The organism is Desulfobacterales bacterium (assembly GCA_030066985.1).
Lineage (GTDB): Bacteria > Desulfobacterota > Desulfobacteria > Desulfobacterales > JAHEIW01 > JAHEIW01.
The window spans coordinates 103,194-127,959 of sequence record JASJAN010000025.1; the positions used below are offsets into that span (position 1 = coordinate 103,194).

The 24,766-nt window shown below is 49.4% G+C and carries 24 protein-coding genes; 20 read left to right on the forward strand and 4 right to left on the reverse strand.

Going from position 1 to position 24,766, the window contains the following annotated elements; translation table 11 throughout:
- The first annotated feature begins 30 nt into the window (after positions 1 to 30).
- Positions 31 to 711, forward strand: coding sequence for a cytidylate kinase-like family protein (locus tag QNJ26_14405; GenBank protein MDJ0986730.1), 681 nt, complete (start codon positions 31 to 33; stop codon positions 709 to 711).
- A 39-nt stretch (positions 712 to 750) separates the two neighbouring features.
- Here QNJ26_14405 and QNJ26_14410 read toward each other — a convergent pair whose 3' ends face one another.
- From QNJ26_14410 to gcvT, 3 genes are all read right to left on the reverse strand, one after another.
- Positions 751 to 1,440, reverse strand: a complete 690-nt coding sequence (locus QNJ26_14410) for a DNA alkylation repair protein (GenBank protein MDJ0986731.1) — start codon at positions 1,438 to 1,440, stop codon at positions 751 to 753.
- Between the two features lie 42 nt (positions 1,441 to 1,482).
- Positions 1,483 to 1,722, reverse strand: coding sequence for a hypothetical protein (locus QNJ26_14415; protein MDJ0986732.1), 240 nt, complete (start codon positions 1,720 to 1,722; stop codon positions 1,483 to 1,485).
- Positions 1,723 to 2,069: 347 nt separating this feature from the next.
- Positions 2,070 to 4,721: a glycine cleavage system aminomethyltransferase GcvT gene (gene gcvT, locus QNJ26_14420; GenBank protein ID MDJ0986733.1), complete on the reverse strand. Its 2,652-nt coding sequence runs from the start codon at positions 4,719 to 4,721 to the stop codon at positions 2,070 to 2,072.
- 144 nt (positions 4,722 to 4,865) lie between these two features.
- Between gcvT and QNJ26_14425 the strand changes: the two genes are divergently transcribed.
- The 15 genes from QNJ26_14425 to QNJ26_14495 all read left to right on the forward strand — a co-directional run bounded on the left by QNJ26_14425 (position 4,866) and on the right by QNJ26_14495 (position 20,153).
- Complete coding sequence (locus QNJ26_14425; protein MDJ0986734.1) at positions 4,866 to 6,575, forward strand: SpoIIE family protein phosphatase; 1,710 nt, start codon at positions 4,866 to 4,868, stop codon at positions 6,573 to 6,575.
- A 278-nt stretch (positions 6,576 to 6,853) separates the two neighbouring features.
- On the forward strand, positions 6,854 to 7,270 hold the full coding sequence (locus QNJ26_14430) for an OsmC family protein (protein MDJ0986735.1): 417 nt from the start codon (positions 6,854 to 6,856) through the stop codon (positions 7,268 to 7,270).
- A 197-nt stretch (positions 7,271 to 7,467) separates the two neighbouring features.
- On the forward strand, positions 7,468 to 8,016 hold the full coding sequence (locus QNJ26_14435; GenBank protein MDJ0986736.1) for a PilZ domain-containing protein: 549 nt from the start codon (positions 7,468 to 7,470) through the stop codon (positions 8,014 to 8,016).
- 149 nt (positions 8,017 to 8,165) lie between these two features.
- Positions 8,166 to 8,687, forward strand: coding sequence for a DUF4124 domain-containing protein (locus QNJ26_14440; protein MDJ0986737.1), 522 nt, complete (start codon positions 8,166 to 8,168; stop codon positions 8,685 to 8,687).
- Between the two features lie 293 nt (positions 8,688 to 8,980).
- Positions 8,981 to 9,394 (forward strand): DUF2914 domain-containing protein, encoded by a 414-nt coding sequence (locus QNJ26_14445; GenBank protein MDJ0986738.1) that lies wholly within the window; start codon positions 8,981 to 8,983, stop codon positions 9,392 to 9,394.
- 381 nt (positions 9,395 to 9,775) lie between these two features.
- Entirely contained in the window at positions 9,776 to 11,269 is a 1,494-nt protein-coding gene (locus QNJ26_14450; GenBank protein ID MDJ0986739.1) for a hypothetical protein, read from the forward strand.
- On the forward strand, positions 11,266 to 11,913 hold the full coding sequence (locus tag QNJ26_14455; protein MDJ0986740.1) for a hypothetical protein: 648 nt from the start codon (positions 11,266 to 11,268) through the stop codon (positions 11,911 to 11,913). The genes QNJ26_14450 and QNJ26_14455 overlap by 4 nt, the downstream gene beginning before the upstream one ends.
- A gap of 367 nt (positions 11,914 to 12,280) precedes the next feature.
- On the forward strand, positions 12,281 to 13,225 hold the full coding sequence (locus QNJ26_14460; GenBank protein ID MDJ0986741.1) for a hypothetical protein: 945 nt from the start codon (positions 12,281 to 12,283) through the stop codon (positions 13,223 to 13,225).
- Between the two features lie 250 nt (positions 13,226 to 13,475).
- A complete protein-coding gene (locus QNJ26_14465) occupies positions 13,476 to 14,849 on the forward strand; it encodes an MFS transporter (protein ID MDJ0986742.1) in 1,374 nt (457 codons plus the stop codon).
- Positions 14,850 to 15,006: 157 nt separating this feature from the next.
- The gene (locus QNJ26_14470) at positions 15,007 to 15,666 is read left to right on the forward strand and encodes a LysM domain-containing protein (GenBank protein ID MDJ0986743.1); all 660 of its coding nucleotides are present in this window, start codon (positions 15,007 to 15,009) and stop codon (positions 15,664 to 15,666) included.
- A 211-nt stretch (positions 15,667 to 15,877) separates the two neighbouring features.
- Complete coding sequence (locus tag QNJ26_14475; GenBank protein MDJ0986744.1) at positions 15,878 to 17,344, forward strand: HAMP domain-containing protein; 1,467 nt, start codon at positions 15,878 to 15,880, stop codon at positions 17,342 to 17,344.
- A 3-nt stretch (positions 17,345 to 17,347) separates the two neighbouring features.
- Entirely contained in the window at positions 17,348 to 17,962 is a 615-nt protein-coding gene (locus tag QNJ26_14480) for a hypothetical protein (GenBank protein MDJ0986745.1), read from the forward strand.
- A gap of 500 nt (positions 17,963 to 18,462) precedes the next feature.
- Positions 18,463 to 19,098 carry a PH domain-containing protein gene (locus QNJ26_14485; GenBank protein ID MDJ0986746.1) on the forward strand — a complete coding sequence of 212 codons (636 nt, stop codon included), beginning with the start codon at positions 18,463 to 18,465 and terminating at the stop codon, positions 19,096 to 19,098.
- 33 nt (positions 19,099 to 19,131) lie between these two features.
- A complete protein-coding gene (locus QNJ26_14490) occupies positions 19,132 to 19,536 on the forward strand; it encodes a hypothetical protein (protein MDJ0986747.1) in 405 nt (134 codons plus the stop codon).
- A gap of 80 nt (positions 19,537 to 19,616) precedes the next feature.
- Positions 19,617 to 20,153 (forward strand): hypothetical protein, encoded by a 537-nt coding sequence (locus QNJ26_14495; protein ID MDJ0986748.1) that lies wholly within the window; start codon positions 19,617 to 19,619, stop codon positions 20,151 to 20,153.
- A 196-nt stretch (positions 20,154 to 20,349) separates the two neighbouring features.
- Here QNJ26_14495 and QNJ26_14500 read toward each other — a convergent pair whose 3' ends face one another.
- A complete protein-coding gene (locus QNJ26_14500; GenBank protein MDJ0986749.1) occupies positions 20,350 to 21,432 on the reverse strand; it encodes an integron integrase in 1,083 nt (360 codons plus the stop codon).
- 42 nt (positions 21,433 to 21,474) lie between these two features.
- On the opposite strand from QNJ26_14500, the gene QNJ26_14505 reads away from it, so the two are divergent.
- The 4 genes from QNJ26_14505 to QNJ26_14520 all read left to right on the forward strand — a co-directional run bounded on the left by QNJ26_14505 (position 21,475) and on the right by QNJ26_14520 (position 24,397).
- Positions 21,475 to 21,771: a hypothetical protein gene (locus QNJ26_14505; GenBank protein ID MDJ0986750.1), complete on the forward strand. Its 297-nt coding sequence runs from the start codon at positions 21,475 to 21,477 to the stop codon at positions 21,769 to 21,771.
- Between the two features lie 761 nt (positions 21,772 to 22,532).
- Positions 22,533 to 23,084, forward strand: coding sequence for a hypothetical protein (locus QNJ26_14510; GenBank protein MDJ0986751.1), 552 nt, complete (start codon positions 22,533 to 22,535; stop codon positions 23,082 to 23,084).
- A 64-nt stretch (positions 23,085 to 23,148) separates the two neighbouring features.
- A complete protein-coding gene (locus tag QNJ26_14515; GenBank protein ID MDJ0986752.1) occupies positions 23,149 to 23,538 on the forward strand; it encodes a tautomerase family protein in 390 nt (129 codons plus the stop codon).
- 400 nt (positions 23,539 to 23,938) lie between these two features.
- Positions 23,939 to 24,397: a DUF1295 domain-containing protein gene (locus QNJ26_14520; GenBank protein MDJ0986753.1), complete on the forward strand. Its 459-nt coding sequence runs from the start codon at positions 23,939 to 23,941 to the stop codon at positions 24,395 to 24,397.
- Positions 24,398 to 24,766 lie beyond the last annotated feature (369 nt).

A 24,766-nucleotide genomic window follows, 5' to 3' on the forward strand; every position in this document is an offset into this window, starting at 1 on the left:
TACCTTCAAATTTAAATATAAGGAGGTCCTATGAAAAGTATCCCTCAAATTATTGAAGAGCAGGTGCATCGCTGGCATCTGAGCCAGAAAAAGGAGGTCCCTGAAAAAGAGGGCGTGTCCATCGTTACGTTATCCAGAGAGCCCGGTAGCGGAGGGCGCATCATTGCCAGCCGCCTGGCCGAAAAACTGAAGATCGATATTTTCCATCAGGAAGTTATCCATCAAATCGCCAAAGACGCAGATGTCAGCGAAACGCTGCTGGAAACCCTGGATGAGCGCGGCTTGAATACTTTGGAACACTGGATTGCCTCTCTGGTGCACGATCGCCACCTGTGGCCGGACCGCTACATGCAGCATCTGATGAAAGTTATCGGCACCATCGGAAATCATGGCCGGGCGATCGTTGTGGGCAGGGGCGCCAACTTTATTTTGCCAAATGATAAAAGATTCGCCGTTCGCATCGTGGCCCCGCTGGCCTGGCGTACTGAAAATGTTGCCAAAGAGTTCGACCTGTCTCCAGAAGACGCAAAGCGACGGGTTTTGCGAACCGACTCGGACCGCAAGGCGTTTATTCGCAAGTATTTTAATGCCGATATTGCCGATCCCAACAATTATGATCTGACGATTAACACTGCCACATTGGACCTCAATGATGCCGTCAACGTAATATCGGCCGCCCTGGGCATGGTGGAGTGTGTCCTGGTGGAGTAGTTGGTCAATAAATCCAAGAAGTGCGCGCTGTGCAGCTGGCTAGCGAGCGGCTTTGCGAGACAGTCGCTGCTGGATCTTGTTGCTGCGCAGCTCCCGCAGTGCATCACTGGCCACCCAGCGGGCCGCGCGGGATTCCAGTTGCTGGATCTCCTCGGCTACAGCTACGGCTTTTCTGTTCAGTGATAGATTGCGCTTGCCGATCTGACGCAGGGCCCAGTTGACCGCTTTTTTAACAAAGTTGCGATCATCAATGGCCCCCTGCTTTATCCGTTTGAAAAAAGGGTCAAACTGCCGATCTGCTGCGCTTTTGTCATGCACTGCCGTGACAGCCATCAGCACAAAGCCGGCGCGTTTGACATATTCTTCGGGCCGCTGAGACCAGATCAGCGCCTTCCGGCGCGCAAAAGATGTTTTACTGAACAATCGATTGCAGCATTGATCACACAAATCCCAGGAATTAAAATCTTTGACCCAGCGCTCCAGCTGCGCTTCGGACACCTGTTGAGGATCGGCGACCATACAGGCCAGGATACGGGCTTCATGAATGGTGCTCGGCCACAATTGGCCGGCCAACTTATTATTGGTGCCGATTTTTCTGGCCAGCCCCAAAAGATTCGGGATCGAAATTCCCAGCGCCCGGTCGGATTTGATACCGAATTTTGCCATGCCGGCAACCGATTTCGTATCGCCCATCGATTTCAACTCAGCCATTACATCGTTCAGCTGCATAGCGCTCCGTGAAAGCCATCGATCGGACCAGGGACGCCGCCATCAAACAGCCGCTTCTAATTCGCCTCTTAAAAACTGTTTGAACCCTTTGAGTGTTCCCCGCCAGGCGGCATCCTCGCCAACCATAATGGCCACAACAACGTCCTTTTCAATACTGATTTCAACGACAATTTCCTCATCTCCGATTGTAAAAACCGCTTCGCCCCAGCGTTCGGCCGGCAGGCCGCTGGTTTCGCAATCATAATCCGTGCGCATTTCCCCAATCATTCGGATTTCCCCCATGATTGCCCTCCTTGGTGCTGTCAATAATTGCGCCGGTTGAGTCCGCCTCCGGCGGATTGAGCCCGTTACCGGTTGAGCCCGTTGCCCGTTGAGCCTGTAGAATAAAGAAATGCAAGTTTAGGTCTACAAAAGGTCATGTTTTTTTCTGAAAGGCGCTACGTTACCAAATCGATAGAAGTGTAGATCGTGGTCTGATATTTGGGATGATCGGCACCCTGACTTTTGGATTGAAATTAAGCGTTGCCCAAATCCCAAATATCAGGCCACCGGCTACTTGTTATTCGTAGCGCCTGGAAGAAAATGATATGACCGATTCATGCCATACCTGTTAATACCTGTATCGCCCTCTAAAACAAGCTGTGTAATTTCTGTTCTAACTCATCAAACTCGTCGCCCTTAAAGCAGTAGTGCATCTCTACAAAGCGCTGGCGAAAATCCGTCACTTCTTTTTTCACATCTTTGTTTTTCAGGATAACGTCTGCCATCAACTGGGCCAGCTGTTTGAAATCTTCGGCTGCCATGCCAAAGCGCGTCATTTCCTGCACGCCGGTGCGCAGTGAGCCGGATGCTGAAAAGCTTTCCTCGTCCGGTGCGGCCTGGTAGTTGAGAATGATGTTATTGTCTTCCAAGCGGCGGGCGATTTCAGGTCCACGGGCATAACCGACGTTGATGATGACCTGATGGGTTTCGGTATAGGAAATCGACGGATCGCCGGCAATATCCAGCCCGCATTCCTTTAAGGCCGAGGCAAATGCTTTGGCGTTGGTGACCACATTTTTCTGATATTCGTCTTTGAAGGCATTCATCTCATAGGCCGCCAGCAGCAGACCCAGTAAAGTGCCCAGGTGGTGGTTGCTGGTGCTGCCGGGAAAAGCCCTTCGCTGAATGGCTTCCCAGAAGGCATAATGCACGTCGTCTTCGGCATAATTTACGGCCGCAATGCCACGCTGGGAGCCATAAAAGGTTTTATGGGTCGATCCGGTGACAATGTCGGCCCCCTCCTCAAAAGGCTGCTGGAAATAAGGGCCCACCAGTCCCAGCACATGCGCCATGTCATACATCAACATACATTCCAGCTCGAGCTCATCAATAATGGCGCGCATTTCCTGCACCGGCTCTTTATGAATGATCATGCTTTTACCCAGGATCATCAGCTCCGGTCGATGTTCAAAGATCAATTCCCGGGCGGCTTCAACATCAATTTTATAAGGGTTGTCTTCAAGAACCGGAAAGTTGACCACCGCCGGCTTTTCCCATTTGGGATCGCGCATCACGAAATCCCGCAGGGCGCCCATCGGCTGGGCGCTCAAATGGCCGCCTTTGATAATATGATTGTTCATCACCTTGCGAATACGGCGCTGTTCTTTTTTGCGATCGGCGCGGTTGACATAATCCACCAGGGCACTGAACACTGCCATATTGGCCATTTGCCCGGAAATCACCCGGGTTTCCACTTCGCGGCACCCTAAAAAGCGCTGAAACTCGCAGGTAAGCAAATATTCCGTCTCAGCGATAAAATCGGTGCCCTGGTAGTAGAACACATTGGCCTCCTTGAACGCTTTGACCTGTTTGTGTTCGCCATACCGGCCGGCCGGGTCCGTGATCGAAAGTATGTGCGTCTGTGGGGAGGCGGTTTGTTCGGAAGGGATCAAGTTGATGCACTGCTGCTGGCGCCAGGTATGGTTGTCGATGGCTTTGCCGATCAGCGTTTTGGCATTTTGCGCCATCTCTTCGGCCGCACACACCGCTTCACGGTCGGTGCGCAATTGATCATGATGGATCGGCCAGCAATGGGGCGGCGCTTCGGCCCGCAGGTGATAGGGAACAATGACCGCACGGGCGCGTTTGCCCCGGATGTCGATCTCGACTTCATCGCCTTCCACCAGATTGCTGTCCAGCAGCGCCAGGCCGATGGCGCGCCGGCCTTTTTCTTCGGATTGACGCGTGGACAACCCGACACCATCGCTCTGCCACAGCGGCACCATCGTCCCGCTGGTCACATAACCCACATGCCGTTCGCCGCGAAATACCTTGGCTTCGGCCCGGGCAACGCCCTTGTCCATCAGCGCGATGGGCTGGATGATGCGCGGCAGATCGGCAATCAGCGAAAAGTCGCGATCAACGATCCGTTTAAAGGCTTCATATTGCTTGGTCAGCGCCGCCCGTCCAATGAAATCACCTTTGAGCGGTGACAGGCTGACGCTGAAACGAGCCAGCATGCTGGCAAAGGCCGGTATTTCATTGCCCTCGGGGTCAAGCCCCAGCTCGTGCCCATAGAGCGGCAGAATGGCCTCCAGGCGCAGGGTATCCCTGGCGCCCAGGCCGATGGGTTGCGCGCCTTTAACAAGCAGCGCCTGCCAGATGGCGGCCACATCGTTGCGCGCGATGAAAAGCTCAAAACATATCGGCTCGCCGGTGTAGCCGGTGCGCGATATTAGTACCTGGCTGCCGTTGATTTGCGCGGTGCTCAAACAGTTGCGCAGCGGTTCGGGCAGGCGTCCGCCGGAGATTAAACCCAGCATGATGTCTTTGGCAGTGGGCCCTTGCAGGCTGAGCATAGCCATCTCCGCGGTCCGATCGATCAATTCCACATCGCCGAATGCCGGGCGGATTTTTTCCAGATGGGCAAAATCCTTTTCACGGTTGGCGGCATTGACCACTAAAATGAATTCATCGGGCACAAAGCGGTACAGATAGGCATCATCGATAACACCGCCGTTTTCATTGGGGATCATCGTGTAATGTCCCTCTTCTTCCTCCAGGGCGGCGGCGTTGTTGCTGAGCACGTGCTGCAAAAAAGCAACTGCATCCTTGCCCCGCACCGTAAAGCGGCCCATATGCGAAATATCGAAAAGACCGGCGGCCTTGCGGGTGGTCAGGTGCTCCTGGATGATACCGGATTCATAATGCAGCGGCATTTCCCAGCCGCCAAACTCAACCATGTTGGCGCCCAGTTTGACATGTTGATCGTTTAACGCGGTTTTGTTTAGTGTTCCCATGGCGGATGATCCTTTTTTGGCAGAAGTTCAAAATTCTGTTGCGCTATTGTAGCAGAAAATAATAGATAAAAGCATTCTGAGTGTCAAACGGATATCGCGGAAACCGACTTATATCTTCACCCCCGAATTTTCACAGGTGACGGCATGAACACAAAAACCAGCGGGACACCGGAAACTCTGCACGCCATGTTTCAAACAGGCGGGCGCAGTGTGAGCTGGTGGCAGATAGCGGCCAATCTGATCGGCGCCATCATCGTCACGTCTTATTTTGTTTTTTTTGACCGCGTGTTTGCAGCCATGCGGGTTCAAAATACGTTTGTCGTCGTGGGCATCATGTTCCCGGTCCTGGCTGTCATTGCCTTCTTCTTTTTCAATTTCTGGATGAAAGATTTAGAGCGTTTTTTACAGTTAACTGCCCAGAACAAACAAATTGAGCCCCATCTGAGAAAAAAGGCCCAGCGCAAAATCCTTGAAATGCCGTTTTTTTCAGCACTGGTAAGTTTTTTTAACTGGTTTCTGGCGGCCATCACCATGACAATCTTCAGTATCATAGCTGATTCCAGCAACACCGCACCATTAATGGTTGATCTGATTGATGGGCTGAGGGTTTTTATCGGCTGCATTATCGGCGGTATCATCACCGCCGCGATTATATTTTTCATCACCGAAACCAAATGCCGCCAGATCTGGCCCTATTTTTTTCCTGCAGGAGGGCTGGCCAGCACACCCGGCGTATTTCGTCTGAGACTGCGTGCCCGCATGCTGATTATCTTTGTACTGGCCAGCATATTGCCGCTGATCCTGATGGCGGTTTTATCGTACAATAAAGCCAGCATGATGCTGGAGATGGACCCGGGCCAGGTCATTCAGAGCCTGCTGTACCTAACGGCCTTTTTGCTGGCCGTCACCCTGGCTGTGGCCGTCATCCTGTCACGCTCGTTTTCAACCGGCATCATTGATCCGATCAGACAGATGCAAGCCGCCATGGCGAAGGTTGAAAAAGGCGATCTGTCGGCAAACGTAACGGTTAACAGCAACGATGAACTGGGCGCACTGGGAGAAAACTTCAATCAGATGACCGAAGGCCTAAAAGATCGCTATCGTCTGCGCCAGTCGTTGGATCTGGCCAAGGAAGTGCAGCAAAACCTGCTGCCTGCAGCAGATCCGCTTTTCCCCGGTTTGGATATCGCCGGCAGAAGCATCTATTGCGATGAGACCGGCGGCGATTATTTTGATTTTTTTGACAGCGCCGACAAAAACGCTCAAAAATACGGCGTGGTCATCGGCGATGTATCCGATCACGGCATCCCATCTGCCCTTCTGATGGCCTCGGCCCGCGCATTTTTACGGCAGCGCACGACGCTGGCCGGCAACATTGCCGACATCGTCGGTGACGTCAATCGCCAGTTAACCCAGGACGTGGAAGACACCGGACGTTTCATCACCCTGTTTTATCTTCAAATCGATACGGACAACCGCCGGTTGAGCTGGGTGCGGGCCGGACACGAGCCGGCATTGCTGTTCGATCCCGCCAGCGGTCGCTTTGACGAGCTGAGCGGTGAAGGTATCGCTCTTGGCGTTGACGCCGATTGGCGATTTTCAGAGAATCAGCGAGAAAATTTAACCGACGGGCAGATTATTTTATTGAGCACCGACGGGATCTGGGAGGCCCGCGATCCCCAGGATCAGATGTTTGGCCGGCAGGCCGTTTGCGATATCATCCGTCAGCATGCGCATGCCACCTCCGCCCAGATTCAGGATGCCATTCTGGCCGAATTAGATCGTTTTCAGCAGGGCGTCACAGCCGCTGACGACACCACCCTGGTGGTCATAAAAGTTGCCGGCAACAGTTGAGTTGAAACCGCTCCGAGGACGAGGACGAGTAAAATAAGCTATTTAGGATTTCGTCCTCGTGCTCGTCCTCGTAATCGTAATCGAAAACTCAACCCACCAAACTCGCAACTCGTAACCCGAAACTCGAAACTCGAAACTTAAAATTTGAAACGCGTAACACGTAACCCGCAATTGGATACTTGATACTTGATACTTGATACTTGAAATTTAAAAGACGCTACCCGCAGCCCGAAAATCGTAAATCAAAACACAAAATACTAAAAGCAGGAGAAACAACAATGGCAACAGCAACAGTTCGTTGGTTAAATGACAGAAACTTTGTGGGGGTGGATTCAACCGGCCATTCGGTGGTATTGTCCGGCCAAAAAAACGGGATCGGGGTCAGTCCCTCCCAGATGCTGCTGGTGGCCCTGGCGGCCTGTTCATCGGTGGATGTGGTTGAAATCTTAGAAAAAAAACGCAAAAAGCTCACGCTGCTCGAAGTCACCGCCAATGGCGAACAGGACCCGGATCCCCCCTGGACCTATCGCAGAATTCATGTCACCTACCGGCTCGGCGGTAAGGATCTGACCGCTAAAGCCGTTGAGCAGGCCATTCAGCTCTCGGAGGAAAAATACTGTTCAGTGGCCGCCACCGTGCGCGGTGTGGCCAAAATCACCACCGAATATGAAATTGTTAGCGAAGAACCTGCCTGACCTCTCCATTGTATATCGGTTTTATCCGCATAGACACATTGGACGTTAAAAGCCGCCGCAGTGAGCGGCATTTCTTTCGGTCGGTTGACCATAGAGTCTAACCGTCTAAAATCTAAAATAAATATTGACACTTAACCGCTTAACCAATAAAATTTTAGGTGATCGAATCCCATTAAACTTCACCAAGGAGCATTCGCATGCTGGATTTGGATCCGCAATTAGGCAAATATAGCATCACCGCCCGCTTATTTAAACTGGTCAATGACATGCCGAGGGATAAAAAATTAATTCTGTTAAAGCAGCTCATCGGTGACGATGTCACCTCCCAGCTGTGCAAACTGATCGTGGAAATGTCTGAAGATCAGCAAATCATTTTGCTCGAGCAACTAGAAGCCATGCCAACGATGGAGATGCCTGAAACAACGGTCAGTTTGGAAGGAAATGAATCTTCGATGCGGGAAAACCCCCGCAAGCCGTGCTTGATAAACGCCAAATACCGTATTCAAAATAAAGATTACAAAAGCTATATCCTGGATATCAGTGTCGGCGGGGTGTTTATAGAAACGGCGGAAACATTTACTATCGGTCAAAAAATCGGTCTGAATTTTATGCTGCCCAATATCACCAAGCCGTTTAAACTGATCGGAACGATATCATGGGGAAGCCCCCGCGGATTCGGTGTAAAATTTGATAGTGTGCCCGCGCCCCAAGGAGAGATTTTAAAATCATATATCGAGCAGGATTAATTCGGTTGGCCGCAGCCCGGCTCGATTGACAGCGAATTTTTTAAGCGTTATATTGGCACTGAGGAAAAACCGCAACCCGCCGATAAGCAAAAGCTTTCAAGCAAATACCCCGTATTCTGCTTGCCGATGGCTTTAATGAGAGGTGAATTATGAGACACATCCTCACCATATTGTTTGTGATGGGAGTCTTGCTGTGGGGTCCGGCGTCATTCGCAGATATTTATACCTGGACAGATGAAAACGGCGTCAAGCATTTCGGTAATCAGCCTCCTGAGAATGCCACCAACGCAGAGGTCATATTTGAAGAAGAGCCGCACAATGCAGCCGCCGATCAAAAGCGCACTGACGCGCAAAACCAAGAGCTTACCGAATTGCTCAGGGATCTTGAGAGAGAAGAGCAGCGGGAAGCCGCCGAAGCCAGAAGAAAGGCTGCAGAAGCTGAAAAAAACAAGCAGCCCACCCAGCAAGACCGTGTAGAAGCAGAAAAACAGCGCCTGGAAACAAAAATCGCTGAACTAGAAGAAAAACCACTGGATTATTTTGGTTCCTTTAAAAACAAGCGGGTGCGCCTGGGGTATTATCGCTATCGTCTAGAAACCCTGTTGAGCAATCCGGATAAATATTTTAACGACCCATCCAGCTTTGAGGGCAACGTTAAATACGAACGCTAATCTCTTAAATCCTGACAATCGATCGAAGATCTGCCTATGGGCGTAAGTTGCATATCCATGGCCCTGCTGTGGGTGTGTCCCGTCGCCTTGCAACCCACTGATTATCTGATCCCCTGAGGTGGTGCAGCCCTTTGCGGTGGCCGCCGCCAGCCTGTGAAAAACCCCTAAAGTTTATCATCATTTATACCGATATGAGGTGTCGTAGCATTTATTGCACCGCATCCGGTGTCTCAATGGGTTCACCACCTATTGAGAATAATTTCAATTACTTTGGATTTAAGGAGGAGAGTTTGATGAAAACCAAAGTTTCTTTTTCCAGTGTTGTCATTTGGCTAATGTGTGTGTCTTTTTTGATTCCGGCAGCCAGCGCCCAGCAAACGGAAAAACTTGACGTTGTGGCCGCTGCCATCTGTGAAAGAGTTGAAGATCGTGAAGCCGTTAACGTCGGATCCCAATTTACCAATTCGACACCGCGGCTGTACTGCTTTACCAAAGTTGTCGGTGCCGCAACACCCACCGAGGTCGTGCATGTCTGGAGTTATGGCGATGTCGAGCGCGCCCGAGTGCCTCTGGCCGTAAACGGAGACTCATGGCGCACTTACAGCTCAAAAGCCATTCAGGCGCATGAGATTGGCTCATGGCGTGTGGATGTGCTGGACATGTCTGGCAACCTGCTGGAAACACTCAATTTTGAAATCACCCAGTAAGCAAACCAAATGCGCATAACTGGCGCATTTTAGCGGAAAGCCACGCCCCCGGGCGTGGCTTTCGCTTAGCTTGCAAGTGCGACATTTGCCGGCAATGCCGGGATAAAAAATGGCTTTATACCCAAATTGAGGGCTGCGAAAAATTGATATTGAGTGTGTTTTTTGATAGACTGATAACAATTATATCAAATCTGAAACTGCCGTCCGATAACCACGTAAGCATTATACCCGATCAGGTTGCCCTCGAAATATGCCGTAGTTATAGAGTGGTTGTTAAGAAAACGCTTTGATATTGCAGCGTTTTCTTACAGCCACGAATACCGCATGCTGAACTGCAGATCATATCCGAAAAAAGCGGTATAGACCAAAATGGAGGGTTTTATGACATTCGCCAATATGTTGAACATTACCAGCAGCCCAGCGCTATCAATACTCATTTGGATCGTATTGTTTCTGCTGGCACTGTATTTTGCCCGGCGGCCGTTTCACAGGGCGGTCATGTCGTTTAGCAAAATCATTCGCAATGCCTTGCGGCTGAGCGCAGCCTCAGTGCTGTCGGCGGAAAAGCGCCTGGTGTTGCGCAATCGGGAAGTTCTGATGGCCGCTGGCCTGGAAAATTCCGAAAGGGTCGTCGAGCGGGAATTTGATCGCATTGCCGCCGCAGTAGCCCGCGATCTTGACGGTTATCCCAATGTTCACCGTCAGTTATCGGAAGTCATCGTCAAGTTGGATGAAGACTATACCAACAGCGCCGATGTGCCGCCGTCGCTGCCCAACTGGATGCCGATTATCGAGTCCATTGCTAAAATCGAGCACAGCGGTGACTCGATGGTGGCCAATATGCTGGCTGAAATCAACCGCTCGCTCACCGAACAGAACAAGAAAGCTGTCGAGGACTATCGTAATTCCACAGCCGCGCGCCACGGCATTTTAAATAAAATGATGCCCTTCTGGCGTAAGGTGCAACGGTCCCTGGACGGCATCTCCAATTCCATCGCCAACATCAAAAAGCGCGCCAAAACAGTTGACCGCAGTATGAACGAATACGAAAAAATTCGCGCCGGCTCCGATAAAGCGGCACGGGCCCTGTCCACCTCGGCGCTGACACAATTTGCCATCGCCGGACTGGTGCTGCTGATTGCCATTGGCGGGGCGATTATCAATTTTAACCTGATTGCGCTGCCCATGTCTGAAATGGTCGGCGGCGCCAGCTACATCGGCCCTTTTAAAACCTCGGATGTGGCCGGTCTGGTAATCATTCTGGTGGAATTGACCATGGGGTTGTTTCTGATGGAATCGCTGCGCATCACCCGGCTGTTTCCGATCATCGGCGCAATGGATGATAAAATGCGCCACCGCATGATCATCATCACCTTTACCCTGCTGGCCATTTTGGCCGGTGTGGAATCAGCCCTGGCCTTTATGCGGGACCGTATTGCGCACGATATGGAAGTATTGCGCCAAACCCTGGCCGGTGCAGAACAATTGGGGCTGGCGCCCAGTATCATCCCCACCGTCGGGCAAATGGTCCTGGGTTTTATTCTGCCTTTTGCGCTGGCCTTCGTCGCCATCCCGCTGGAAATGTTTGTGGCATCAGCGCGCACCGTGCTGGGCGCAGGGGCCGCCTGGCTGCTCAGAATATTTGCCTTTTTCCTGCGCCTGCTGGGCAACATCGGGTTTTACGCCGGCAGGTTCATCGTCAATTTATATGATTTGGCGATTTTTCCTGCCATCTGGCTGGAAGGTATTATACTGGCATCCAGAGGCAAAAAAGTGGCTCTGCCGGAAGGAGAAATCCCCGATAATTCAAAGCTGGTCGAGAAAGCCGTCGACAGCTACGAGGAAACGATTCAAATAAAGGAACATCAGGAATGAAAAAATTATTCGCTCTCGCCGTTGTCATTTGCATGCTGATTGCAGGCTGCACTGATACCAAAAGCCGCTCCACCGGTGTCTATATGCTGTTGGACACCTCCGGCACCTATGCCGTGGAGCTGCAAAAAGCTCAGAAAATACTCAACTACCTGCTGGGGGTTCTGTCACCCGGCGATACCCTGGCGGTGGCCCGCATTGATACCGGCAGCTTCAGTGAAAAAGATATTGTCGCCAAAGTCACCTTTGACGAACGCCCGTCGGTGGCCAACAACCAGAAACGGGCCTTTATGCAGAACGTTGAAAACTTTGTCAAAACCGTCAAAGGCAGCCCGTATACCGATATCTCAGGCGGTATCCTGCAGGCGATTGAATACCTGAACGAAGCCGAATCCGGCAAAAAATACATCCTGATTTTTTCAGATCTGAAAGAGGAACTGGCCAAAGGGTACAAGCGCGATATTCCCTTTCAGTTGCCGGATTACAACGTCATCGCTTTAAATGTCACCAAGCTGCGCGGCGATAATATGGATCCCAAGGAATATCTGGCGCGCGTCGAGGATTGGCGCGGCAAGGTTGAAAAGGGCGGCGGCGATTGGGGCATGATCAACGATCTGGAGCGTCTGGATAATATTTTCGCCAATTAAGCCGGACACGAAAAATGAAAAAATGCGGTTATCTGGGAAACTCCAATAGGATGCATCTGATATGATTTGCACCACGAAGAACACGAAGATCTCAAAGGGAAAACACATTAGTTTACTTTTATCCTTTCGTGTCCTTCGTGCCCTTCGTGGTTTTGTGTGCCTAACTTGAGCTTTCTGCATAACCATATTAAAAAATAATCTGTTATAGGTTGGTTGGGGTCACTTTCGGTGACCCCATTTTTTCTTGTTTTGAACCTGCCATCATCCCCGCAGCGTTTAAAATCTTGACATCTCAAACAAGCGGGAATTAATATCAGCGCTGCACATCAACCTCCAATTCACCCTAACCCGAGCATTTTGGCTGTCAATGGTGAAACCAAGAGCCCTGATAAAGCTGCCCGAAAAGGATCGCACGGCAAAATCATGTCTTGTGCTGCTGACAATGGCCGCCCTGATCCTTGCCATCACCGGCTGTGCCGCTGATCTGCTGACAAAAGGCGCGGACCCTGAGATTGTAGGTGCGCCTGCGCGGGTCGGCACGCTGACCAATCCGCAGCTCACGGAAGTCAGTGGGCTGGCCGCATCCAGCGTTTATCCGAGCCTGCTGTGGGCCATCAATGACGGCGGTGATGATCCGCTGCTGTATGCGGTCGGCAGCGACGGGGCTGACTTAGGCACCTTCCGGGTAGAAGGCGCCCAAAACAATGACTGGGAGGCGCTGGCCTCATTTCGCCTTGGGGAAAACGCTTATCTGTTGATTGCCGATGTCGGCGACAACTGGGAGCAGCGCCCGAACGCCACACTCTATGTGGTCAAAGAGCCGGACGTGACCGCCACCGGTTTGGACAGTGAGGCGGTAATCCCCATTGCCTGGCAGATCCACTTTACCTATGAGGATGGCCCGCGGGATTGCGAGGCTGCCAGTGTGGATGCGGCCCATCAAAGCGTGCTGCTGATGACCAAACGCGGACAGACACCCCTGCTGTATGAGGTGGCGCTGCAGCCCGCTGATTCAACCGCGCCGGCCGTGGCGCGCAAATTGGCGAGCGTGCCGCATTTTACCTGGCCCACGGACATGGACCTGTCACCCGATGGTCTGTCGGCGGTGGTGCTAAACTATAATCATGCTTATCTGTTTAGGCGCCGAACCCAGGATGGCTGGCCGGAAGCCTTCCAGAAAAAGCCCCGGCGTTTGCGCTTTGAAACCCTGGTGCAACAGGAAGCTGTCTGTTTCGGATTTTACGGCAAATCGGTCTGGGTGACTTCCGAACGGCGGCCGGCGCCGCTGGTGCGGATAGAGCTGGAAGAATAATATCTTAATATCAGAGTAGGATAGGATAATCTTCTTACAAGAATTTTCTCTAAAATAGATGATTCCACCAGCAGGTTACCCGGTTGAGTCCACCTCCGGCGGATTGAGCCTGTTAAAAAAGGAATAATGTCTTGTTTTTATTGAACCGGATAACGGGCTAACCCGCCAAAGGCGGACAAGCGGGTAACGGGCTCAACCTATTGTTGTTGGCAAAATGTTGAGATAGCCTTTAGACTCCACAGTTAATATATTGGATACAGAACCCACCACATCTCCATACAAAATCCGCAATGTACGCCTGTTTATTGCTTTCCGGGTCTTTTTTAACTGCCGCTTTTACTATCCGGTATTTACCATTTTATTTTTAGACTATGGTCTGACCTTAGAGCAGTTTGCCCTGCTCAATGCCGCCTGGGCAGCCACCATTGTGCTGCTGGAGGTGCCCTCCGGCGCCCTGGCCGACACGGTCGGTCGTCGCAATTTACTGGTGTTTACCGGGATTTTGATGGTCATCGAAATGATCTTGCTGTGTTTTGCGCCGCGGGGCAACGCGCAGCTGTTGTTTCCCATTTTTTTGGTCAATCGAATTTTGAGCGGCGCGGCCGAGGCAGCGGCCTCCGGGGCCGATGAAGCCATCGCTTATGACAGCCTCGAGGCTGAAGGTGATGTGCGGGATTGGCCGCGGGTTCTCGAAAAGCAGATGTGGGCACGATCCAGCGCCTTTATCATTGCCATGAGCCTGGGGGCCGCCGTTTACGACCCCCAGTTGATGCAGCGCGTCGCCGACGCACTGGGCCTCAATGTGACATTTAATCAGGGCATCACCCTGCGCATCCCTCCCCTGCTGACCCTGCTGATGGCCGTCTTCACCCTGATCACCGCCTGGTGCATGCGCGAAACCGAACCGCGGTACCAGCAGGCCAAAACCGGCGGCGGGTCATCAATTGGCCAGGCCTTTAAACTAACCTTTACCGCCGGCGGCTGGATTTTGCGAACGCCCTTTGCGCTGGTTATCATTCTGGCCGGTTTGGTTTTTGACAACTGCATTCGCATGATCATCACCCTCAACAGCCAGTATTACCGTTTGATCGAGCTGCCGGAAGCCACCTTTGGCCTGATCGGATCCGGGCTAGCGATACTGGGCCTGGTGATGCCGCGGCTTGCCCGACGCCTGGCACAAAAGCATTCGCCCGCGTTTAATCTGTCCGTGATGGCCGCACTGACCCTGATCGGATTGATCGGTATGACCTTTTTTTGGCCGATTATCGGATTGTTGCCGCTTATCATATTGGTGGCGGTCATGTATCTGGAAAATTTTTTCCAGAGCCATTATTTGAACCGCATCACCGATTCCCATCAGCGGGCAACGGTCTTAAGCTTCAAGGGGCTGTCGTTTAACCTGGCCTATGGCCTGATCGGGGTGCTGTACTCTTTGCTGCTGGCATATCTGAGCCGAGGTGTTGTCGCCGCACAGCCGAACATCGGCGACCTTCAACTGGAAAACCTGGTATTTGTAAAATCCATCGCCTGGTTTCCCGGCTATTTTCTGCTGACCATGCTGGCGGTGCTGGTACTTGCCCGCTGGCGGCTGAAAAACACCGACGAGCACCGGCGCATTGGTTGAAGCTGTGTGTCTATAAATTGGGGTAACAGGCCGGCGCAACCACTATATAGTGTACTTTTCTATTGCCTTTTCTCACAAATACATCTATTTTTAACATACGGCATGAGCGCATGGTCATCCTACTAATCTAAAAAACCAAAAACAATAGGATAGAAAAATGGCACAATCCCAAGACAGCAGCGGCAAGGATTTCGTATTGAACAGCAGTTACGGGGAAACCGAATCCATGGAAAACGCTGAAGACGCTTACTATGGCTCCGGCGGCACTTCCAACGGACAGCCATTTAAACACATCTATATTGCCCTGGCCGGCTTCCTGGTGCTTATTGTGTTAACGGTGGTGGTTATTGCCAGAACCTATAGCCTGGCCGAAAAATCCCAGTTGCTGGCAATGGAATCCAGGCTCGAGCAATTGGAAAGTCGCCTGGGATCCATGGATGGTGAGGGTGGGCTCTCCCAGGCCGGCGGATCGGGGAATCAGTTGATTTTGTTGACAGAACGCCTGGACCAGCTTGAAGCCAATATGACCGCCCGCATCAAGAACCTGGCCACCCAGCTCAATACCGCCGCTGCCACAGCGGCTCCGGAGGCCGTCAAAAAGGCTGAGGCCGCCCCCAAGGCCAAGCCCGCTAAAGCCGCCCCGGCGGCAAAAAAGCAGGCCCCGGCTAAAATGCACACGGTCAAGCAGGGCGAAAACCTGTATCGCATCAGCCGCCGCTACAATCTTTCTGTTGACCAATTGAGACAATACAACAAGCTGGATTCAAAGGCCGCCATTTATCCCGGCCAGAAATTAAAGATTTCCGCACCCCAATAGGCTTCCGTCACCCGGCCGCCACTCCCACCGACAAGCTGCCCCCGGCGAGCGGAAGGCATTGCTCTGCTCCTATTTAGCACGCATTCATTTAATTTAAAGACCGCCCCTTTTTTCCTTAAGTTCGCTCCCGACTGAGCCGATAACAACTCCAGATAAGTGCATGCAAATACGTATTTTTTGCATTTTTTAAAAATAATTACCGGGGGTGACCGTGGCTGACGGGAAACCATCAAAAAAAGACAAAAAGAAACCATTCGACCGGCTCACAAAACGGATCGTTACCTCCTTTTACAGCCTGACCATCGCTCGCAAACTGATGCTGGGATACACGGTCCTGCTGCTTCTGCTGGTGGGCATCTCGGTGCTGGCGCTATACAATCTAAACAATCTGAATGAAATCAACAGCAGCATCCATGAAACCGATCTGCCGGTGGCCAACATATCGGGCAAAATGATCGATGTCATCCTGGCCCAGGAATTTTATGTCCAGCGTTACCTTATTTTAAAGAGCTCGGATGTGTTTAAGGATTTTTGGCACAAGGAAAAGGAATTTAACGAGCTGGTCGAAAAGCTGCAGGCCTTGCCCGGTCAAAAAGATTATCCCATCCAGGAAATCGTCAGCCTGCAAACCGAATATAAATACATCCTCTCAGAAGCCATCGGTTGGATCGAGGATCCCGAGTCTCCGATATCCAAGGCATTTGAGAAAAATATCAAAACCCAGCAGGAAAAGATCATAGCGGTCATCAAGAAAATGCAGGCCCGCGCGCTGCGGCAGCAGAAGAAAAAAACCGCCGAAACAGCCACCATTGGCCGCTACGCGTTTAAGGCTGCGGCGATTTTATGCGGCCTGGGGCTGCTGTTCTCGCTGACAGCCGCTTTTGCCATCACCCACAATATTGCCGGGGCCATCAAAAAATTAAAGCTCGCCACCGGCAAAATCGCGGAGGGCGATTTTGATCACCGGCCTCAGATTCCCAACAAAGATGAGCTCGGTGATCTGGCCGATTCATTTGGCACCATGGCCCAGCGCTTAAAACGGCTGGAGGAAATGTATCTGGATACCAGCCCGCTGACGCGGTTGCCCGGCGGCATCGCCATTGAAAATGTGCTCAACAAGCGCATCGAAGCCGGCGTCCCGATTGCTTTCTGCCTGATGGATATCGATAATTTCAAGGCCTACAACGATCATTACGGATACGCCAGGGGGAATGACATCATCCAGGCCACCGCCGAAATTATCAGTGAGGCAACTGCCAGGTACGGGTCTGAAGATGATTTTATCGGCCACATCGGCGGTGATGATTATGTGCTAATCACCACCCCGGACCTTTATCCGCGCATTTGCCAGTCGATTATAGATCATTTTGATCGCACGATTCCCACCTTTTACGATAAGGCCGACTCCAAGCGCGGCCATATTGTCGGCGAAAACCGCCAGGGTCAGGAAGTCAAATTTCCTCTGGCATCCCTGTCTATTGCGGTGGTCACCAATGTTAAACGCAAATTTAAGAACCACCTCCAGATCGGGGAAGTGGCCGCTGAAATGAAAGAACACGCCAAAACAGTGAAAGGCAGCACGTTCATGGTGGATCAGCGCGGCGACGGATCACGCAAAGGCAAAAAAGATCGCAAACTCATCAGCCTGCAGGATGCCAAGCGAGGCTCAAAAGGATAATCAATGCAAACAATTAGGACACAAACGGTTGCGACCCTGCTGATGGTGCTCGTATTTTCTATCGTCGGTTGTACCCATACCACTAACACCGGAACAGCCCCATCGGTTCAGGCCAGCCCTGCACCAGTGGCAAACGAAAAGCACAGTAAAGAAATTGCCAAGCTCAATCAGCTCGTCAAGAATAAAGGTAAATCTTCGGCAACCAAAGAGGCCCATCTAAAGCTGGCTAAGCTTTACTCAGACCATAAAAATCACAACCGCAATTATCAGAAGGCCTTAACCCACCTGCAGGCCTACATGCGCATGGACAAATCAAAAGCCAACGGGGAAACGCTCAATTGGCTGGCGTCTTTAAAGGAAATTAACCGCCTGACCAAAGAACTCAACCGGCAACATGCACAAGTCAGCAAGATGCAAAAAAAACTTAAACAGTCCAAAAAAGAAACATCAGCGCTTACGCGCACCAACCGCAAATTAAGGCGCGAGGAAATCAGCCTGCGTGACAAAACCCGCAAACTTGAGGAATCGAATCTGAAATTGAAAAAGACCATCGAGATGCTCAAAAACCTCGATCAGCGGCTGGAAGAGAAAAGACGCAATTTCAACAGCAAAAGATAGATACCTAAATTGAGCGTTTCAAATTATAAAAATGAATCACTCTGTCTTTTGTTCAGTGAATTCTATCGATTTATATTTTTTTAAATTTGAAACCCTGGGGGATTGCCGATCTTACTCCGCCTCAGGCGGATTAGATGTCATTCCGCATAGGCAACTATAGCGGAACGGCATCTACCTTGTAGCTGCGGCAATCCTCCAGAGGCGGATCTTCGACCTCGACAATCGCTCAATAGAGGAGATAGTTAAATAGTTAAGCAGTTAAATGGTAAAATTAAAAATAGGCTGTTGAATGATTTGGTAACCGAAAAATTCATAAATTGGTTCGCTCACAATCTTGCTCGACGTATCGAAACACTGACCTTCAGCCCGACTTGCCCTGCGGATTCTTGACCAAAAAATTCAACCCGGCGTTCATATAATCGCATGTCTGCAACTTGATGTTTCGCAGCACATAAAAAAGAGCAGCGCGCCGACGCGTTGGCAGGAGAAAGGATCATTAAATGACGACAGATCATCACATTCCAAAAGAATTCGAGGCGGTCAAAGATAGCGATGAGAAGATTTACTGGGTGGGAAAACCCAATTTCGTGGCTTTCCTAGCCAGAGGCATACCATTTTTGTGCTTCGGACTTATATGGGGTGCCATCGATTATTTCGGGTTCATTAGAAATATGCCGCCGCAAGCGGCTGGATTCGCAATTCCCTTTTTTGCGCTTCACCTTTTTCCGTTCTGGGCCAGTATCCTTAATTTCGTACGGCTCTTTCTGGTCCATGGAAACACCTTTTATGCCTTCTCGAATAAACGCCTGATGATGAGAAGCGGATTCTGGGGAACGGATTTCAAGGCCATCGATTACGATAAGGTCTCCGACATAGAAGTGAACGTAAACCCCATCGAAAATATGCTCAATGTCGGCACGATTCAGGCTTTTTCAGGCCGCGTTTCCGATAAAGGTGGGCGCATATACGATAAGTTCATCGGGATTCAAAACCCCTATGAGGTTTTCAAGCGGATCAAAGAAGTCATGGTGGATATTAAAACCGACTGGAACTATCCGAATGCCATCCGCCCGGAAACCAACCCGGGCTATAAAACGAAATACGAGAAAGAGGGTTCCGGGCAAAAAACGCTTTAACAGATAGCGTCTCGCAGTTCATCAGGGAGGCACATGCTGCGGCATTTAACAACATTTTTGCTTTTAGGAGTATTAATACTTGGCGGTTGCCTGCTGGTGCAGGATCACAATGGTGAGGCTGTGGTGTCGCCTTCGGGCAACTACGCGGTCTACGCCACGGTTAATCGCACCGATCAAAGCAGCAATGATTATACACACGTGATGATCCACCTCACCGATGCGACAGGGACAGAGCCTTTTCAGGTGTACCGTTCACGCGCCGGTGATGTGATGAAGTGGGCTCTGGGATGGATGGAAAATGAAGACATCGTCATTCTTCAGAGCTCAGATCTGGGCTCAATGGCCTTTCGGATCGAGAATGACCGATTGGTGGAGATTGACCCCATATCTGACGAGATGTTTGACCGCGCCGAGACACTGAAGGCAGAAAAATACTAAACTTTGAACCAGAATAAACAGTGGGCAACCATAAGCCTTCACCGAGAGCTACGTTAAGATAAACAATAGGATAAGCAGACATGAGAACACGTATATTCGTCATTTCAATCTTTTTGGTATGTTTTCTTTTTGGGTGTGAAAGACCGGCTGATGTCGCATCCCCTTTGATGTATGATCATCATAGCATCCGGTTTTCCTATCCTGCAAATTGGCAAGTGACCGAAGATGTTGAGCAACCCGGTTTTCGCTATCTGTTTGTGGAGACCCCTGGTGATGCCATATTTATCGCCCAGATCTATTCTGAACAATATGCACTAACATTGGATGAATTTGCGGAGTCGTTTTCCGAATCGACCAAACAGGAAGTCCCCATTGGCAAAATTGAAGAAAACGTATTTTTCGAAGCCGAAAAGGAAACAACATCAGGCATGCAGATCGGAATAAAAGAAAACTTTAATATTGTTCTTCTGGGCGAAAAAGTACCCCACACAAGGGAGTACTTTTCCATCAACACAATTGACAAAAGAGCTTTCTTGATTAGTCAGGCAGCTGCAGAAGATTGGATCAAGGTGGAGCCCGGCTTCGATCTTATCTTTAGTTCATTTGTGGTTGAATGATATCTTAATTACTGATTGCAAGCATGCAGCACCCTCAGGCACTTTGCGCTAACACATTAAACCGGAAAACGACATTTCATACCCTCAAAACGACACTTCAGGCCGGAAATCTGCAAATCATTTTCGTACTTTTTCTTCTGCCACCGAACTATATAACTATTCTACTATTTAACTACTAAACTATTTAACAAATCAACTAAACATCCAGTGGGCTTTTCACGGCCATAGCGCCCTTTTGCATCACATGGGTGTAGATCATGGTGGTGCTGACATCCTTATGCCCGAGCAGTTCCTGGACGGTGCGGATATCGTAGCCGTCTTCAAGCAAATGGGTGGCAAAGCTGTGGCGAAAGGCATGGCTGGTGACCGCTTTGGGGATGCGGGTCAGGCGAACGGCTTTTTTGAGCGCCCTTTGAAAGGAGCTGGCGTGGATGTGCGGCCGGCGCTTGATTCCCGTGCGCGGATCTTTTGAAATGCTCTTGGATGGAAAGACATATTGCCAGATCCACTGGCAGCTGGCATTTTTGAATTTTCTTTCCAGGGCATGGGGCATAAACACTTTGCCGTAGCCCTGTGCCAGGTCATCGTCGTGCAATAGTTGAACACGGTCTAAATGCTGCTGCAGATCTTCTTTGACAACCTCGGGCAGCAGCGTAATGCGGTCCTTGTCTTCTTTTCCCTGGCGCACCACAATTTGATTCATCTCAAAATCAATGTCTTTGACCCGCAACCGAATGCATTCCATCAACTGCATTCCGGCACCGTAAAGCAGCATGCCGATGATCTTCTGAGTGCCCGACATAGTATGGATTAACTTTGAAACCTCCGCTTTTGTTAACACCACCGGCAGCCGTTGCGGCTTTTTGGCGCGGATGGCATTGATCGGCTCTTTGAGTTCGATGCCCAGGATTTCGCGGTAAAGAAAAATGATGGCGTTGAGGGCCTGGTTCTGGGTGGATTGGGCGACTTTTCTTTCAACAGCCAGGTGGGTCAGAAATGCTTCGATCTCAGCAACACCCATATCTTTGGGATGCTTTTTATTGTGAAACAGGATGAACCGTTTGATCCAGGAAGTGTAGCTGCGCTCGGTGCGGATGGAATAGTGCTTGAGCCGGATCCGGTCACGGACCTGGTCCAGCAGTTTTTTAGGCGGCTTAACCATTTTAAATAAATTTGAAAAATCAACGGTTTTGGGTGTAAAATATATATATAAGCCCTTTTGAGAAAGCAAGAATTTATCAATATAATCGCATTTTTGCAGCGTTACCCCGATATCCACGCAAAAATGCAACTCACTGACTAGTTATGCGGCAGGATTAATATGATGACACATTACGCAGTTTCACTAAAAGGTGAAAACTTTTGGCTCGAACTGGACGGAAGGCCTTCTAGAATGGGATTTTTTACTACACAGTATGTAGTAGCCGAAAACGAATCAGAAGCGGAAAGCAATGCAGTACAAATGCTACGTGATGATCCTAAGCTCAAAAATATTCTCAACGATAAATCAGATCCACCGATGATCTATTGTGAGGATATTCAAACTGTAGATGCATTCGAGCCTTCAACTGTTGTACAGCAAGGGTATGCTTTTTATCCGGAAGAATCGGACTCATGACCCAGCCTCATAACAAGGCGCTGCAGCCGTCGCAGTAAACTGCGCGGCTGAGTTCAACCGTTAGGCCAAATCAAATATCAGTATGTCAACAATGATTCATAAAATTTTCGCACTTATTATTCTAATGATTGCTGGTGGTATTGGCTACGTATCGTTCATATCTTTCCTATACTTTCTGTACGCGGGATCTCTGAATTGGATACAACTGAATCTGAACGAATCTGAAAAATTTGTATTAAATGGTGTACTATGTTTAGCCTTTTTCCTTCAGCATAGTGGCATGATTCGGCGCCCTTTTCGAAGAAGTTTATCGAGTTTTATCCCAAACCACTATCAAGGGGCAATATACACCTTGGCTTCAGGAGTTATCTTATTCGTTTTTGTTGCTTTCTGGCAGAATTCTGACACAATCTTGTTTGAAGCAGGTGGGCTGTTTCGAAATATCCTGCGCGCACTATTCTTTCTATCAATTCTTGGAATGCTCTGGGGCTTGTATGCATTACGTTCAATCGACATGTTTGGTCTGAATCCGATACTTAAGTATATACGTACCACGCCAATACAAGAAATTCCTTTTACCGTTCGAGGTCCTTACCGCTGGGTAAGACATCCTCTTTACCTGTTCATGATCATATTATTTTGGACCTGTCCGATACTGACAGCTGACCGGCTGTTCTTTAACATATTGTGGACAATATGGGTTGTTGTGGCAACAGTTCTCGAGGAGCGGGACCTTACTAATGATTTTGGGGATGCATATCATGCTTATCAAGCAAGGGTACCTATGTTGTTGCCACGGAGATTTCGCCCGTCCTTTCCAAATAGCAAATTGGACGATGCGGCCTAACAAGATGCATGCAGGCGGACGCGGAAAAGCAGCGCCGCTGATGCCTGGCGTTAGGTCAACAATAATGAAAGATACGATGCCTCAAATAAGAAGGGTCATAATAATTGGATGCGCCTCTTTATTGGCACTGATATCTATACGCAACTTTTTCATTGCAGCTACAATTGGCCAGAGCATCATCCAAAATATTATCTCTGGTTCTTTATTGTTTGGATTGGCTTATGCAATTTATCGACAATACCGCTGGGCTTTGCGTTTAATAGCGGCAATCCTTCTGCTTGTGGCTGTTCTCATGCCTGTCGGGATATTTAACCCGTTTAGAGTTGGTGATTACATGGTCGCTGGCCAGCAAACCCCCTCCGTAGCACAAACTCTACTATGGCTTATACCTCTTGAAATCTTACTCCTTACAATCGTGTTTATCATAGAACTTAGAAAGAAAAGAACGGACCATGAAAAATCTTGACCTAACAATTCATTGCAGCGGTTGCTGAAAACCGCACCGCTGAATTCAGGCGATAGGAGTAATCATGCCACTTGCGAGAATCGAGGTGCGGAAAGGTCGTCCTGCGGAAGAGGTTGCTGCGATTATGGAGGCAGTATACCAAGCCCAGCGTGAAGCCCTAAAGGTGCCTGAAGGCGATCGCCAGATCCGCTATATAGAGCACAAGCCCGAGCACTTTGCGGTGCCACCTGGAAAGACAGAAAATTATACGTTCATGGAAATCACCCTGTTTCCTGGGCGATCGTTGGAGGCAAAACGCAAACTATATCAATCAATTGTACGACGATTTGGCGAACTTGGCATTGAACCATCCGATATTTTTATCGTGCTGAACGAACCATCACTGGATAATTGGGGTATACGTGGTGGCGTGCCAGCTTCAGAAATTGATTTAGGGTTCAAGCTAGACGTGTAATCCTCTAACCAGCGAGATGGAGCTGTCAGGAAAAGCTAGGCGGGTTTACGTAAAAGTTCATCGATCCTCAAAGCAAGGCGGCCTGCAGCTCATTCATGACGTTCTGCCTAATGAAATTGGATATTTCATTACCTTGAATTGAAACATTCGAAGTAACATCTAAAAAACCAATATGTCCTTTCAAGATAAACATGCACCTTCGATTCTCGCAAAGCTCTTATTGTCTTTAAGTATCCTGGCGGGGATTATCACAGCAACAGTGTTAACTTCCGGATATTCGGATTGGTTAGCCGATTTTCTTAATTTTAAAAAAGTCGAAGGAAATATCTACCGACAAGTAATTATGTTATTTTGCTGTTCGATTTACCTTGTTAGATTTACTATAGGGATGTTCGTTTTCATGCAGCGAAAAATCGGCTGGTTCGAAGGTAGCCTTGTTTCGGTTTTGTATTTCATGATGTTCTATGTTTTTGTCGTCTCCGCAGGAAGCCGTCCAGAACCGATAGGACTGATCGATATTGTTGGAATATTCATGTTTCTTGTAGGTTCATATATCAATACTATGGCTGATTACCAACGATTTGCCTGGAAAAGAAAAAATGAAAACAAAGGGCGACTGTACACACAGGGTCTCTTTAGATATGCCATGCATATGAACTATTTTGGAGATGCTATTACTTATACTGGATTAGCTTTAATAACATTGAAGATGTTGTGTTTATTTATATCGGCCATAATAATTGTGAATTTCATAGTAATTCAAATTCCTATGCTCGATAAACACCTTAGCAAAAAATATGGAAACGATTTTACTGAATATTCTACTGTTACAAAGAAGTTTATTCCGTTTGTGTATTAGTTCTAGGGAGTAACCTTCATGCTGGATTTACGGCTTGGCAGAACAATTCGTTTAACCCGCCGCTAATAGCGCGGGTGAACTTAGCGTTAGGAAGCGATGAAAAAATAATATCAATATTATATCAAATAATCTTAATATGGAAATCACCGAAAAGTATATTAGGCAAGTTTCTGATAATCTTCTATCCTTCCTTAGTGAGGAACTTGGTGATACGAAATTAGACTACGAAATTCCTCCATCACTACTTCGGGGCGGTTATGATACATCTGTTTTCCAGTTTAAGTTGAAGAACGTTCATTCGTCTCTTTCAGGGCCTCTGGTTCTTCGAATATTCCGAAAGTCTCATCCCCCTAAACAGGCCATCATGGA